At 49.3% G+C, this 13715-nt stretch carries 14 protein-coding genes and 1 tRNA gene; all 15 read left to right on the forward strand.

Annotated elements, in window-relative coordinates; translation table 11 throughout:
• The first annotated feature begins 81 nt into the window (after positions 1–81).
• The 15 genes from AB3N00_RS27495 to hisIE all read left to right on the forward strand — a co-directional run bounded on the left by AB3N00_RS27495 (position 82) and on the right by hisIE (position 13707).
• Positions 82–154 (forward strand) — tRNA-Lys (locus AB3N00_RS27495).
• A gap of 158 nt (positions 155–312) precedes the next feature.
• Positions 313–1506 carry a PucR family transcriptional regulator gene (locus AB3N00_RS27500; RefSeq protein ID WP_413037373.1) on the forward strand — a complete coding sequence of 398 codons (1194 nt, stop codon included), beginning with the start codon at positions 313–315 and terminating at the stop codon, positions 1504–1506.
• Between the two features lie 103 nt (positions 1507–1609).
• Entirely contained in the window at positions 1610–2734 is a 1125-nt protein-coding gene (locus AB3N00_RS27505) for an ABC transporter ATP-binding protein (RefSeq protein ID WP_095292957.1), read from the forward strand.
• A gap of 286 nt (positions 2735–3020) precedes the next feature.
• Positions 3021–3959: an HPr(Ser) kinase/phosphatase gene (gene hprK / locus AB3N00_RS27510; RefSeq protein ID WP_175394304.1), complete on the forward strand. Its 939-nt coding sequence runs from the start codon at positions 3021–3023 to the stop codon at positions 3957–3959.
• Positions 3960–4103: 144 nt separating this feature from the next.
• Positions 4104–5141: a prolipoprotein diacylglyceryl transferase gene (gene lgt / locus AB3N00_RS27515; protein WP_413037374.1), complete on the forward strand. Its 1038-nt coding sequence runs from the start codon at positions 4104–4106 to the stop codon at positions 5139–5141.
• A 6-nt stretch (positions 5142–5147) separates the two neighbouring features.
• Positions 5148–5804, forward strand: a complete 657-nt coding sequence (ppaX, locus tag AB3N00_RS27520) for a pyrophosphatase PpaX (RefSeq protein WP_413037375.1) — start codon at positions 5148–5150, stop codon at positions 5802–5804.
• Positions 5801–6334, forward strand: coding sequence for an acyltransferase (locus AB3N00_RS27525; protein WP_413037376.1), 534 nt, complete (start codon positions 5801–5803; stop codon positions 6332–6334). Before ppaX ends, AB3N00_RS27525 begins: the two co-directional genes overlap by 4 nt.
• A gap of 468 nt (positions 6335–6802) precedes the next feature.
• Complete coding sequence (locus tag AB3N00_RS27530) at positions 6803–8029, forward strand: ATP phosphoribosyltransferase regulatory subunit (protein WP_413037377.1); 1227 nt, start codon at positions 6803–6805, stop codon at positions 8027–8029.
• Between the two features lies 1 nt (position 8030).
• Positions 8031–8690, forward strand: a complete 660-nt coding sequence (hisG, locus tag AB3N00_RS27535; protein ID WP_175394308.1) for an ATP phosphoribosyltransferase — start codon at positions 8031–8033, stop codon at positions 8688–8690.
• A 78-nt stretch (positions 8691–8768) separates the two neighbouring features.
• Positions 8769–10073: a histidinol dehydrogenase gene (gene hisD, locus AB3N00_RS27540; protein ID WP_413037378.1), complete on the forward strand. Its 1305-nt coding sequence runs from the start codon at positions 8769–8771 to the stop codon at positions 10071–10073.
• Positions 10066–10695, forward strand: a complete 630-nt coding sequence (gene hisB / locus AB3N00_RS27545; protein ID WP_413037379.1) for an imidazoleglycerol-phosphate dehydratase HisB — start codon at positions 10066–10068, stop codon at positions 10693–10695. The genes hisD and hisB overlap by 8 nt, the downstream gene beginning before the upstream one ends.
• Before the next feature lie 3 nt (positions 10696–10698).
• Complete coding sequence (gene hisH, locus AB3N00_RS27550) at positions 10699–11328, forward strand: imidazole glycerol phosphate synthase subunit HisH (protein WP_413037380.1); 630 nt, start codon at positions 10699–10701, stop codon at positions 11326–11328.
• A gap of 137 nt (positions 11329–11465) precedes the next feature.
• Positions 11466–12200, forward strand: coding sequence for a 1-(5-phosphoribosyl)-5-[(5-phosphoribosylamino)methylideneamino]imidazole-4-carboxamide isomerase (gene hisA / locus AB3N00_RS27555; RefSeq protein ID WP_413037381.1), 735 nt, complete (start codon positions 11466–11468; stop codon positions 12198–12200).
• Positions 12201–12227: 27 nt separating this feature from the next.
• Entirely contained in the window at positions 12228–12989 is a 762-nt protein-coding gene (gene hisF, locus AB3N00_RS27560; RefSeq protein WP_413037382.1) for an imidazole glycerol phosphate synthase subunit HisF, read from the forward strand.
• Positions 12982–13707 carry a bifunctional phosphoribosyl-AMP cyclohydrolase/phosphoribosyl-ATP diphosphatase HisIE gene (gene hisIE / locus AB3N00_RS27565; protein WP_413037383.1) on the forward strand — a complete coding sequence of 242 codons (726 nt, stop codon included), beginning with the start codon at positions 12982–12984 and terminating at the stop codon, positions 13705–13707. Before hisF ends, hisIE begins: the two co-directional genes overlap by 8 nt.
• Positions 13708–13715 lie beyond the last annotated feature (8 nt).

A 13715-nucleotide genomic window follows, 5' to 3' on the forward strand; every position in this document is an offset into this window, starting at 1 on the left:
AAGTGGCCAAACGCATCAGACTGTAAATCTGCTCCCGTACGGGTTCGGTGGTTCGAATCCATCATCCTCCACCAGTTCTATGAGTCATTAGCTCAGTTGGTAGAGCACCTGACTTTTAATCAGGGTGTCGAAGGTTCGAGCCCTTCATGACTCATCTTGTTAGAGAAGAGTGATTAATCATTAATGTGATTAATCACTCTTTTTTGTATGTATCCATTATGCCGTTGAGGACAGGTCAATGTGGATCAAAGGCGATATAGTGTAAGATATGATAAAATAGTAGAAAAAAAGCAGAGTGGTGGCGTTCATTACATGAAGCTCATACTTGGTCTTAAAGAACAAATTGAATCCATTATTGGTACGTCCTTGGATGAATATGAAATCACGGTAAACGGGTGGAATCAATCCGCAATGCAGTTAACCGGTGAGGACCGTGCTCAAAGCAATATGATTATGGTGGAAGGTGCAGAGGAAGGACAACTTGATCAGGAGATAGGCTCAGATATATTAACAAATGTGAACAGCTTGAAAACAGAGGAGCGCATCTATTTTAGAGTTAGGATAAATGAGAATGAAGGAACTGTAGTGTGTTGGGGATGTTCTGCAGGCTCCATAACAAATGAGACCAGGCGCTTAATCGAACTGCTGATTGCCAACAGCGCAGACAGGATCATTGAAGAACAGCCTGTAGTTTATGAAAACAATAGGGAGCAGCAGCTTGCTGAATTGGGCCAGTGGCTACGGCAGAAGATTGAGCATCCTTCGCGGCAGGAGGACATTCCGGCGCAATTTTCATTACGGGAAGAACTGCAATCTGAAAAGATACCATTTTTGCTGCAATGTGAGACACCAGATGCCCATCGTATTCGTTCGAAGGAACTGAACAAGTTATTGGGAAGTTATTTCGGCGAAGAAATTATGTTAATTCCTTTGGGAGAACAGGACTGGCTCTTTCTGAGTGATGAGCAAATTGTTACAGGTGAAGCCGAGGAGGATACACTTGAAGCAAGAAAAGAATTATTAAATGCGTTTTGTTTGGGGCTATACGAGCTGGTAGCGAGTGAATGGGCGGGTGTGTTCCATTTATCTGCATCCATGCCATGTATTCCGAAGCACCAATTATCGACGATTACAGCGTTGCTTCATGAGAGTATTCACTTGGGCAGAGCATTTCATGTAGCGCAGCATATCCATCTTCCATGGAAATTGCAACTGGAGCGTCTGGTGGAGAGTATCCCTGAGCAGCAGCGTCTTCGTTTCATCAAGGAAACGGGTAAGGATACGACGATTTTTGATGATAGCGAGACACTGGTAACGCTGGAGACCTATTTTAGTTTGGATTGTAATGTCAGTGAGACAGCAAAACGCCTTTTCATCCATCGTAATACGCTTATTTACCGTCTGGATAAGATCAAACAGGAGATCGGCTATGATGTGAGAAGCTTCGAAAGTGCTGTTCTGGTGCGGCTTTTGCTCCTTATGTACAAAGTGACGAAAAAGCTCTGATATTTTTGTGCAGTTTGCGAATAGTCAAACATCACAGCGTTGGGTTAATATAAAACTACAAAATGTATTCGATTACAAAATGATCTCTGAGGAGGCAACAATCATGGCTGGTGTACGTTTAGAGCATATTTTCAAAAAATACCCGGGTTCTGATAAAGCAACAGTAGTTGATATTAACCTGGACATCAAAGATAAAGAATTCTTGGTACTGGTTGGTCCGTCCGGTTGTGGTAAATCAACAACACTGCGTATGATCGCAGGCCTTGAGGAAATTTCTGAAGGTAAACTCTATATCGGTGACCGTGTCGTTAATGATGTTGCTCCTAAAGACCGCGATATCGCGATGGTATTCCAATCCTATGCCTTGTATCCGCATATGAGCGTATATCAAAACATGGCGTTTGGTTTGAAATTGCGTAAAGTGAAAAAAGACGAGATTGACAAACGTGTACGTGAAGCAGCTAAAATCCTGGATATCGAACATTTGCTTGAGCGTAAACCTAAGGCATTGTCCGGTGGTCAACGTCAGCGTGTCGCTCTGGGACGTGCGATTGTCCGTGATCCACAAGTCTTCTTGATGGATGAGCCGCTCTCCAACTTGGATGCTAAACTTCGTGGTCAGATGCGTGCAGAGATCACTAAGCTTGCAAAACGTTTGGAAACAACTGTTATCTACGTAACGCATGACCAGATCGAAGCCATGACCATGGGTGATCGGATCGTCGTTATGAAAGATGGTATCATTCAACAAGCAGCTTCTCCTGAAGAGCTGTATAACCACCCGGCTAACCTGTTCGTAGCAGGTTTCATCGGTTCCCCGACAATGAACTTTATCTCGGGTAAACTGGCTGAGCAAGGTGCTAACCTGCACTTCGTAGCTCCTGGCGTGGATGTTGAAATTCCGCAAGGTAAAGCACAAGTACTGAAATCAAGAGGATACATTGGCAAAGAAGTTATTCTGGGTGTTCGTCCAGAAGACATTCACGAAGAGCCAGTATTCCTGGAAGCATCCCCGAACTCTGTATTCTCTACACACGTAGACGTTACAGAGAACCTGGGTCACGAAATGCTCCTCTACTTGAGCGGTGTGGGTAACGATACTACGATCGCACGTGTAGACGGACGTTCCAATACTCGTGATGGTTCCACAGTTAAAATGGCAATTGACATGAACAAAGTTCATATCTTTGACAAAGAGACTGAAGTGAACGTTCTCCTTCAAGACTAATCATACTGGGATTCCTCGGATCCGATGGAACATCAGTTAACGCAATCATACATTGTATTCAGAGCCCCTTCCGTTGTTGCTGGAAGGGGCTTTTTTGATTCATGAACGGTCGTGGCCCGCGATTGCATTCATCCCCGAATTCATTTAAGATTATTTGAAGGTCGGTTTTACTTCATAGAATCTGTTACCTGAAACGAACAAGATGTATGCGCTAATAATGGAATGGAATTGACGCAAAAATGCTGATGTACATAGAGAGGCAGCGAATGCTGAAAGGAAGAGACAAATGGCGAAAAAAGTGAAAGTATCTGAATTGGTGCAGCAGTTCCAGCTTGAGGTTGTTTCCGGATCTCAAGGTTTGAAGAGAGTGATTACCGTAGACGATTTGAACCGCCCTGGCCTGGAAATGGCAGGTTATTTTGAATATCATCCAAAAGAACGGGTACAGCTGCTTGGAAGAACAGAGCTGGCCTTTTTTGCAATGTTGCCTGAAGAAGAGCGTCGTGACCGGATGCAGCGTCTATGCACGGAAGAAACGCCTTGTATCCTGGTGACTCGGGGACTGGAAGTACCACAGGAACTAATCGATATCAGTGAGGAGCAGAATCTGGCCGTGCTTCGCAGCAACATGGCTACGACGATCCTGTCCAGCCGGATTACCGGATTCCTTGAGGGTAAACTGGCGCCAACGGCAACGATTCATGGTGTACTGTGTGATGTGAACGGAGTTGGTATGCTGATTACAGGCAGCAGCGGTATTGGTAAGAGTGAAACGGCACTTGAATTGGTGAAACGTGGACACCGCCTGATTGCCGATGATGCAGTTGAAATCCGTCAAACATCAGACTTCCAGCTTCACGGAACGGCACCTGAGCTAATCCGCCACTTGCTTGAGATTCGGGGAGTAGGGATCATCAATGTGATGACATTGTTTGGTGCAGGTGCTGTGCGTAACAATAAACGGATCACCCTCGTGGTCCGTCTTGAAGCTTGGCAGCAGGATAAGCAATATGATCGCCTTGGTCTGGATGAAGAGACAACACGAATTATTGATACGGATGTACCTCTGGTAACCATTCCTGTTCGTCCAGGACGAAACTTGGCTGTAATTATTGAAGTAGCAGCAATGAACTATCGTCTCAAGCAAATGGGGCTTAATGCTGCTCTGCAATTCACCAACAAGCTGACAGCAACGATCTCGGAAGATATGGAAGACATGGACTAAGGAAATCTGAAGTGTGAAAGTAAAGAACTCAAATGCTTTAAAACATGGTTAATGCTTGGCCTGCTCTACTTCTTAAGGGATCAATGGAGCAGGTCCCATTTGGTCATGCATACAGATAAGCAAATTTTATAGGAGTGTGAATGAATGGACACATTATTACTGTTGAACCCGATTGCGTTCTCCATTGGAGCGTTAAAGGTTCACTGGTATGGGCTTATTCTCGGTACAGCGGCACTAGTAGGGCTGCTGCTTGTGATCCGGGAGGGGAAACGGTACAACATTCCGCAGGAAGTGTTTATGGACATGGTCCTGCTCGGTGTACCTTCTGCCATTATCGGAGCCCGTATATATTACGTAGCATTCCGATGGGATGATTATAAGGATAATTTCTGGGATGTCTTCAAGATATGGAATGGCGGTATTGCCATATACGGTGCGCTGATTGGTGCAATCATCTGTGCAGTCATTTTCTTCCGTCGCAAAGGATACAATTTCTGGCGTATGGCTGATATTTGTGCGCCAGGACTCATCGTTGGACAAATGATTGGGCGCTGGGGGAACTTTGTAAACCAGGAAGCCTACGGCGGGCCTGTGGAAGAGTCCTTTTTGCGGGACAAACTGCATTTGCCTGACTTTATCGTGAACCAGATGAATGTGGAAGGTGTATTCCATCATCCCGCATTTTTATATGAATCGATGTGGAGTCTTGTTGGTTTGGTCTTGTTACTGGTTTTGCGCCGGCAGAAGTTTCTACGTGCGGGTGAACTGTTTATGTCCTACTTTATTTGGTACTCCATCGGTCGTTTCTTCATAGAAGCACTGCGTACGGATAGTCTTGGCTTCCAGGCACCGCAGTGGCTTGCGTCGCTCGTCAACGGATTATGGTCTCCAATGACAGCAATGGGCTTCGAACAGGGTTATCTGGATCCAGCATACGGTAACGTGAGAATTTCACAATTGCTCGCCATTGGCATCATTATCGCAGCTATCATATTTATTGTAGTCAGAAGAGTAACAGGACGAGCTGATGCACGTTATAGCGATCCGATTGTATCGTCCAAGGTCCCATCCGAACCATCGGATGATATGCCGCAAGCAGGCCCGGTTGCCAGCAAAGAGAGTAAGGCAAGCCCAAGTCCCGTGAAAGAGGAGACGAAGCAAGCCGAGGAAAAAAAGGAGTAATGCAGCATGATTGAAACGGTGTTATTTGATCTGGACGGAACCATTATTGATACGAATGAGCTGATTATCAGCTCGTTCCTGCACGTCATGGAAGGCTGGGAGCATTCTGCCCCGTGGACACGTGAACAAATCATCCCACATATGGGAGGAACACTGGAGCAGCAGATGCGTACCTTCTCCGGACAGGAGGAAGTTGCCGAGTACGTAAAAGGGTATCGTGCTTATAATGATATCCATCATGAAGCGATGGTAAAACCATTTCCGCATGTGAATGAGGTTGTTGAATCTTTGCATCAGGCTGGAATTGTGATGGGAGTGGTAACAACCAAGATCCGTCCATCTACGCTTAAAGTGCTGGAACGTTTTGACCTGATGAAATATATGAAATCCATTGTGACGGTAACCGACGTAACACACCCGAAGCCTCATGCTGAACCTGTGCTGAAAGCGATGGAGGAGCTGGGTGCAGATCCAGCCAAAACATTAATGGTTGGTGACAGCCCGGTCGATATCCAATCTGCCAAAAATGCAGGTGCACTCGCGGCAGGCGTTGCCTGGTCTCTTAAGGGAGAAGCAGTATTGAGTGAATATGGCCCGGATTATATGCTGCACGATATGAAGGACTTGCTTACGCTGATCCGTACTGAAACGGAACGTTCATGAGAAAAGTCACCCGCTATCCGGTAGAAGGCCATAATGCACTCTGGCATATCTATAAAACGGTAAGTCCGTGGAAGGGTGTTCGTAACTTTATCTGGATCCAGTTGTCACGGTATTGCCCGATTCTTTCGGTTAAAAACTGGATCTATCGCCACATGCTTGGCATGAAGGTGGGCAAACATACGGCCTTTGGACTGATGGTGATGGTGGATGTGTTTTTCCCGGAGAAGATTACGGTAGGTGAGAACTCCGTCATTGGTTACAACACAACGATTCTGGCGCATGAGTATCTCATTAAAGAGTACAGATTGGGAGAAGTCATTATCGGCGAAAACGTGTTGATCGGTGCGAACACAACCATCCTGCCAGGGGTAACCATTGGGGATGGAGCTGTGGTCGCTGCAGGGGCAGTCGTTCATAAGGATGTGGCACCGGGAGCATTTGTCGGTGGAAATCCGCTTCGTGAGCTATCCCGTACGGTCGCCCCCTCTGAAATGGAGATGCTTGTGAAAACGGATGAGCGTGTCCATTAGTGTGGTAGCGGACAACGGGTAGACCCATGAAGGGTAGCACAAATAGGGTAGTACAAAATGCATTATAAACAGGAGGCACAATAGAACTGTGCTGTTGGTGAAGAGAAGCTGCTGAAGGCAGCTTTTTTCGTATACAGATATCGGTAGGCATGGCTTGCTTATGGCACAAGTTAAGCTGTCTGGCGCAGCAGGCTGGCAAGGGCATGGTATTGTTGACGATGTGGAGTCATTCATGTTATCATATCCCATATCCTTTAGTTTGTTAGCACTTTACCATATGAAAGTATTTGAGATAGTATAAATTCAGCATCAACTAATGAATCCAGAAATGCTGCCCGGCAGCATCTGCACAGAGTCCCTTTTTCCAGGGTAATAGAAGATAGAAATTGGGGATTTACGATACATAAATCCTGCCTGAAATAAGCCGTGTGCCACAACCAAACTACTGACTCGGGGTGAATGATACCAATGTCCAAACCAAAAGGCTTTGAAAAACCGACAGGTTTTCGTGACTATACACCGCTTGTGGTGAACAAGCTGAGAACGATTGAACGGAACGTACTGGAATGTATGGAACGCTGGGGTTATCGCCAGATTATGACGCCAACGATTGAATATTACGATACGGTGGGTGTAGCGAGTTCAACCTCGGATCGCAAATTGTTCAAACTGCTGAATAGCCGTGGAACAACGCTTGTACTGCGGTCGGATCTGACGGCGCCCATTGCACGAGTGGTATCTTCTCTTTTAAAAGATGAACAGCTCCCGCTGCGTCTGTCCTATCATGCGAATGTGTTTCGCTCCATTGAAGAAGAAGCAGGTCGTGAGGCTGAATTTTTCCAGACAGGCGTAGAGCTGGTAGGGGATGACTCACCGGAGGCGGATGCCGAAGTGGTTGCACTTGCGATTGCCTCGCTGCAGGCAGCGGGTGTGTCTTCTTTTAAGATAGCGATGGGTCATATGGGTTTTCTAAACGGTTTGCTGGAAGAAGTCATTCCAGGGCAGACGGTACAACAGGCCGCACTAAAAGAAGGGTTGCTCGGACGCGACTATGTTGGATATCGTCAATCGATCGAGGCCCTCAATCTGGAGCCAAAACTGAAAGAACAACTGGAAGCCATTCTGCGTTTGCGCGGTGGCAAAGAAGTGTGCGCACATGCAGCAGAACTGAGCGCAAGCGTAGAGGCAGCGCAATCGATTGCTCATTTGTGTGCTGTGTTTGAAGTACTGGAAGCATACGGTGTATCTGAACACGTACTGATTGATCTGACCATGATCGGTGATTTCTCCTATTATACAGGCATGACATTTGAAGGTTATGCGGCAGAGCTTGGATCTCCGGTATGCAGCGGGGGACGTTACGACAATCTGCTGCAGCAGTTCGGCCGTTCGCTTCCGGCAACAGGATTTGCACTGAAAACGAACCGGATTATTGATGGCGTACATGGCATTACGATAGAAGAGAACAAGCCTATACTTATCCAGTACAACAAGGCACGCCGAGCTGAAGCTCTGGCGGAAGCAGCCCGATTGCGCAGCAGCGGACAAAACGTGGTGACTCAACTTTTATCGGATCGTGAAATAACAGAACCTACAGCAGAGGTTTTTGCATCAACAGGGGGTAGCCCAGAGCGTTCCGCAAGGGACGTCTACGAGCAGGTTATCACCTATCAAGCTGAACAAGGAGGACGCTGAGATGTCGGATATTTTGAAGGTAGCCATGCCCAAGGGCCGGATCTATAAAAAGGCTTCCAAGCTCTTTCGCGAGGCGGGTCTGGATATTCCCGTTGATGTGGACGACACGCGCAAACTGGTCATTGAAGTGCCGGAAGCCGGGATGGAGTTCATCATGGCAAAGCCTGTGGACGTGCCAACGTATGTGGAGTACGGTGTAGCGGATATCGGGATTGTGGGCAAAGATGTGCTGCTTGAGGAGAATCGGGACGTCTACGAACTGCTCAATCTGGGTATCGCACAGTGCCGCATGTCGGTTATTGGGCTGCCGGATTGGACCCCAGGTATTCAGCAGCGTGTGGCAACGAAATATCCGAGAATTGCATCTCAATATTTCCGCGAACAGGGGCAGCAGGTGGAAGTGATTAAGCTGAACGGCTCGATCGAGCTCGCTCCCCTGATTGGGCTGGCTGACCGGATTGTCGATCTGGTGGAGACGGGACAGACACTGCGCGAGAACGGATTGGTTGAGATGACGGGTATTCTGGATATTACGAGCCGCCTTATTGCGAACCGGGTGAGTTATCGGATGAAAAACGGACGTATTCAGGCATTATGCGATGCGCTACAGCAGGTCATTCCATCGCCCAATGAAATCTCGGCGGGGAACCTTCAGGGATAATTCATCGGGCAAGAGGGATTAGAGGAACGGATTACGACTTATAGATGACGGGAATACAGGGCCAGGGAGGTAGAAGGCATGAAAATTGTACCTGCACGGGAATTTGATCTGAAGCGTGAAGTGGATTATGGTACACCTGAGCAAAACGAAACGGTCCGGCGCATTGTCAGTGACATTCGCCGGGAAGGGGATGCGGCGCTGCTGCGTTACACCGAGCAGCTGGACCGCACCAAACTGACGGCCGCGGGGCTACGTGTGCCGCAGGAAGAACTGCAGGCGGCTTACGCTGCTGTAGAGCCTTCCTTCGTGACGGCGATTCGACAAGCCGCCGCTAACATTCGTGCGTTCCACGAGAAACAGAAACGCAACTCGTGGATGGATTGGCAGCCGGACGGCAGTCTGCTGGGCCAGGTGATCCGGCCGCTGAAGCGGGTCGGCGTATATGTACCTGGCGGCAAAGCAGCGTATCCTTCGTCAGTGCTGATGAATGTGATTCCGGCACAGGTTGCAGGAGTGCCGGAAATTGTTATGGTGACGCCGCCGTCGACCAACGGTGGCGAAGGCATTAACCCGTACATTCTCGTGGCTGCTGCGGAAGCAGGCGTGAACGAGATGTACCGGGTTGGCGGCGCCCAGGCCATCGCCGCCCTCGCTTACGGCACGGAGAGCATTGCCCCGGTCGACAAGATCTGTGGACCGGGCAATATTTACGTGGCACTCGCGAAGCGCGAGGTATACGGCGCGGTCGATATCGACAGTATCGCCGGGCCGAGTGAAATCGTGGTGCTCGCCGATGAAACGGCGAACCCGGTGTATGCCGCTGCGGACCTGTTGTCGCAGGCGGAACATGACGAGATGGCATCGGCCATTCTCGTCACGACCTCGGCCGTGCTGGCGGAAGCCGTGCAGGCCGAAGTGCAGCGCCAGCTTGAAGCGCTGCCGCGGAAGGCTATCGCTGCTGCATCCGTGGAGCAGTATGGCGCGATTATTGTGGTCGATTCCATTGATGAAGGAATCGACGTGGTGAACCGGCTTGCACCAGAGCATCTGGAGATTTTGGTGCAGGAGCCGATGGCTTACGCTGGCCGGATTGAAAATGCCGGAGCGATCTTCCTCGGCCCGTACAGCTCAGAGCCGGTAGGGGATTATTTTGCTGGACCCAATCACATTATTCCGACCAACGGAACAGCCCGGTTCAGTTCACCGGTGGATGTGGATGACTTTATTAAAAAATCGAGTTTAATCTACTATAGCAAGGAAGCGCTGCTCCAAAACGGAGCGGCTATCATAGAACTGGCACGCCATGAGGGACTTGAAGGACACGCCCGTGCAATCGCTGTACGGTTAGAACAGGAAGGAAAGGCGGAATCGGACAATGGATAAGCAGAATAATGGTGTGGAACTTGAAAATAAAGGTGCGGTGCGCCAGGCAGAGGTTGATCGCAAGACGAACGAAACGAACATTCAATTGGCGTTTGCTGTGGACGGAAGCGGACAATCGACCATTGAGACGGACGTTCCTTTCCTGAACCATATGCTGGATCTGTTCACGAAGCACGGACAGTTTGATCTGAACGTACAGGCACGTGGAGACATTGATATTGACGATCATCACACCGTAGAGGATATCGGGATCTGCCTGGGTCAGACCCTTCGTGAAGCATTGGGAGACAAACGGGGTATCAAACGGTATGCCAGCGTTTTTGTACCGATGGATGAGGCACTTGCTCAAGTTGTAATCGATGTAAGCAACAGACCTCACTTTGAGTATCGTGCGCAGTATCCATCCCAGCAAGTGGGCAGCTTCTCCACGGAACTGGTGCATGAATTTTTGTGGAAACTGGCACTGGAAGCGCGGATTACATTGCATGTCATTGTACACTACGGTCAAAACACACATCACATGATTGAAGCAATCTTCAAGGCATTGGGACGTGCACTGGATGAAGCAACGATGATTGATCCGCGTGTAACAGGTGTGCCTTCCACGAAGGGAGTGCTGTAGACGATGGCGATTGCAATTGTCGATTACGGTATGGGGAACCTGCACAGCGTCGGCAAAGCGGTCGAACGTCTTGGCTATGAAGCGCTGGTGACCGGTGACCGGGAAGCAATTTTGGGTGCGGATGGTGTCATACTGCCTGGCGTCGGTGCATTTGGTGATGCAATGGTGCATTTGCGGGAGAGTGGACTGGACGCTGTAGTGAAAGAAGCAGCAGCTGGACCAAAGCCGCTGCTCGGCATCTGTCTGGGCATGCAACTGCTTTTTAGCTCCAGTGAGGAGCATGGGGAGCATACGGGGCTGGATATATTGCCAGGAAAAGTGGTGCGTTTCGCACCAGGAGAATTGAAGGTTCCCCACATGGGATGGAATCGGCTGGAGTTTCTTCACCCGGAAAATCCACTTTTCAGTGGGCTTGAAGCAGGTCATGTTTATTTTGTCCATTCCTATCATGCACGTACTGAAGTGGAGAGTGATCTGCTGGCCGTCACGGATTACGGCCACCCGGTTACTGCCATTGTCGGCAGAGGAACCAATTTCGGTATGCAGTTTCACCCGGAGAAGAGCGGCGAACTGGGCATGAAGCTGCTGGGTAATTTTCTGGCCCTGACGGATAAGCCTAATCAGGGTAAGTAGTGATTTTCTGAGCAGGAGATCCGTCATAGTTGAACACATGAACGGATAGGGCAGTCTTACGTAAACCGAAAACTGTAGATAAGCAGCAATACTCATAAAGTTTTATAAACCAATAAGAACAAATCAGGAGGCCTTGTATGTCATCTTTTATCATATATCCGGCAATTGATATCCGGGACGGCAAGTGTGTAAGACTGGTGCAGGGAGATTACAATCAGGAGACGGTATATAATGATGACCCGGTGCAAGTTGCCCTTTCCTGGGAAAAGCAAGGCGGTACATACGTTCATCTGGTCGATCTGGACGGCGCAAAAGCAGGTCATCCCGTTAATGACGAACTGATCGGGCGCATTGCATCCGCAGTGAACGTGCCTGTTCAGGTAGGTGGGGGACTTCGCACCGTAGCTGATGTGGAACGCTTGCTGGGTCTTGGCGTCAGCCGGCTTATTATCGGAACGGCAGCGATTGAAGATCGGGCGTTTACCGAAGAAGTATTGGGACGTTATGGAGATAAAGTGGCAATCGGTATTGATGCCCGAAACGGCTATGTAGCTACCCGGGGATGGTTGGAAACCTCAGAAGTACAGGCTGAAGTACTGGCGAAGGAACTCGCTGCATTCGGTGCCGAGACGTTTATCTTCACCGATATTTCCCGTGATGGCATGATGCAGGGGCCGAATGTGGAAGCCATTGTTTCTCTGGCCAAGGCAAGCGGACGTAATGTTATTGCTTCCGGAGGTGTAAGTGTGATGGATGATCTGCTTCGTCTGAGCCGTCATGCGGATGATGGAATTGGGGGAGCAATCGTCGGTAAGGCGCTATATACCGGCAGCATTGATCTGCCCGAAGCGGTGCGCGCAGTTAACAAGTAAAGGAATCGGGTAGAGAGGAAGAGGCGTATGCTGGCAAAAAGAATTATCCCCTGTCTGGACGTGAAGGACGGCCGGGTTGTTAAAGGCGTTAACTTCGTGAATCTCCGCGATGCGGGTGATCCGGTTGAGCTGGCGGCACTGTATGACCGTGTGGGTGCAGACGAACTGGTATTTCTCGATATTTCGGCTTCCGTGGAAGGTCGTGAAACGATGGAGGAAGTGGTGCGGCAGACCGCTGGCGAGATCGCTATTCCCTTTACTGTAGGTGGTGGCATCTCCAAAGTCGAAGACATGAAGCGAATTCTGCGTGCAGGTGCAGACAAAATTGCAGTCAACACGGCTGCTGTGCTTAACCCTCAGCTGATTGCCGATGGGGCTCGCCGCTTCGGTTCCCAGTGTATCGTGGTGGCGGTCGACGCCAAGTATAACGAAGCCTGGGGAGAGTGGGAGGTTTACACTCATGGTGGACGCAAACCTTCGGGAATCAAGGCGTTGGAATGGGTGAAACAGGCAGAAGCACTTGGAGCAGGCGAGATTTTGCTGACGAGCATGGATGCGGACGGAACCAAGGATGGATTCGATCTGAAGCTGACGGCAGCCGTATCGGAATCGGTGCGTATTCCCGTCATTGCCTCAGGCGGTGCGGGCAAGGAATCCCATTTCTACGATGTGTTTACGGCTGGCAAGGCTGATGCCGGACTCGCGGCAACGATATTTCATTATAAAGAAATCGCCGTACCGGCGTTAAAACAACATTTGAGAGAACAAGGGGTGGAGATCCGTGAGTAATGTAAGTAACGAGATCAGGGAGCGCTTATCCCTGGAGCAGGTTGTAGAGCACATTCGCTGGAGTGACGGGCTGGTACCTGCGATCGTGCAGGATGCCGAGACACGTCAGGTGCTGATGATGGCCTACATGAATCGGGAGTCGTTGAAATTGTCCCTGGAGTCCGGAGAAACCTGGTTCTGGTCACGTTCACGTCAGGAACTGTGGCACAAAGGGGCTACGTCGGGAAATGTACAGACAATTACTTCACTGAAATATGATTGCGATGGTGACACGCTGCTTGTGGAGGTTAAACCAAACGGGCCTGCCTGTCATACTGGAGAGGTAACTTGTTTCCACAATGAAATCGTGGGACTGCCTCAGAAATCTGCAGAACAAGACGGAAAAGAAGCAAACGACTCGGCAGGTTCACAAGCGGAAGGTCGCTTCGATGTGCTCGCTGAACTTGAATCCGTCATTGCTGAACGTGAACGTGAACGTCCGGAGGGCGCGTATACAACATACCTGTTTGACAAGGGCGTTGATAAAATACTGAAAAAAATCGGTGAAGAAGCGTCCGAGACCATCATCGCTGCCAAAAATAAAGATAATGACGAGCTTCGTCTGGAGGTCAGTGACCTGATGTATCACTTGCTTGTTCTGCTGCAGGAGCGCAAGCTGCCGCTGGACGACATTATGGCCGAGCTGAGCCGCCGTCATGAACGGCCTCGTCGCGATTAGGGGGTACT

It is taken from the genome of Paenibacillus xylanilyticus (genome assembly GCF_047246825.1).
Taxonomy (GTDB): Bacteria; Bacillota; Bacilli; order Paenibacillales; family Paenibacillaceae; genus Paenibacillus; species Paenibacillus xylanilyticus_B.

Coding starts and splice junctions, on each gene's coding strand:
- AB3N00_RS27500 (WP_413037373.1), top strand. CDS start 313: ATGAAGCTCATACTTGGTCTTAAAGAACAAATTGAATCCATTATTGGT.
- AB3N00_RS27505 (WP_095292957.1), top strand. CDS start 1,610: ATGGCTGGTGTACGTTTAGAGCATATTTTCAAAAAATACCCGGGTTCT.
- hprK (WP_175394304.1), top strand. CDS start 3,021: ATGGCGAAAAAAGTGAAAGTATCTGAATTGGTGCAGCAGTTCCAGCTT.
- lgt (WP_413037374.1), top strand. CDS start 4,104: ATGGACACATTATTACTGTTGAACCCGATTGCGTTCTCCATTGGAGCG.
- ppaX (WP_413037375.1), top strand. CDS start 5,148: ATGATTGAAACGGTGTTATTTGATCTGGACGGAACCATTATTGATACG.
- AB3N00_RS27525 (WP_413037376.1), top strand. CDS start 5,801: ATGAGAAAAGTCACCCGCTATCCGGTAGAAGGCCATAATGCACTCTGG.
- AB3N00_RS27530 (WP_413037377.1), top strand. CDS start 6,803: ATGTCCAAACCAAAAGGCTTTGAAAAACCGACAGGTTTTCGTGACTAT.
- hisG (WP_175394308.1), top strand. CDS start 8,031: ATGTCGGATATTTTGAAGGTAGCCATGCCCAAGGGCCGGATCTATAAA.
- hisD (WP_413037378.1), top strand. CDS start 8,769: ATGAAAATTGTACCTGCACGGGAATTTGATCTGAAGCGTGAAGTGGAT.
- hisB (WP_413037379.1), top strand. CDS start 10,066: ATGGATAAGCAGAATAATGGTGTGGAACTTGAAAATAAAGGTGCGGTG.
- hisH (WP_413037380.1), top strand. CDS start 10,699: ATGGCGATTGCAATTGTCGATTACGGTATGGGGAACCTGCACAGCGTC.
- hisA (WP_413037381.1), top strand. CDS start 11,466: ATGTCATCTTTTATCATATATCCGGCAATTGATATCCGGGACGGCAAG.
- hisF (WP_413037382.1), top strand. CDS start 12,228: ATGCTGGCAAAAAGAATTATCCCCTGTCTGGACGTGAAGGACGGCCGG.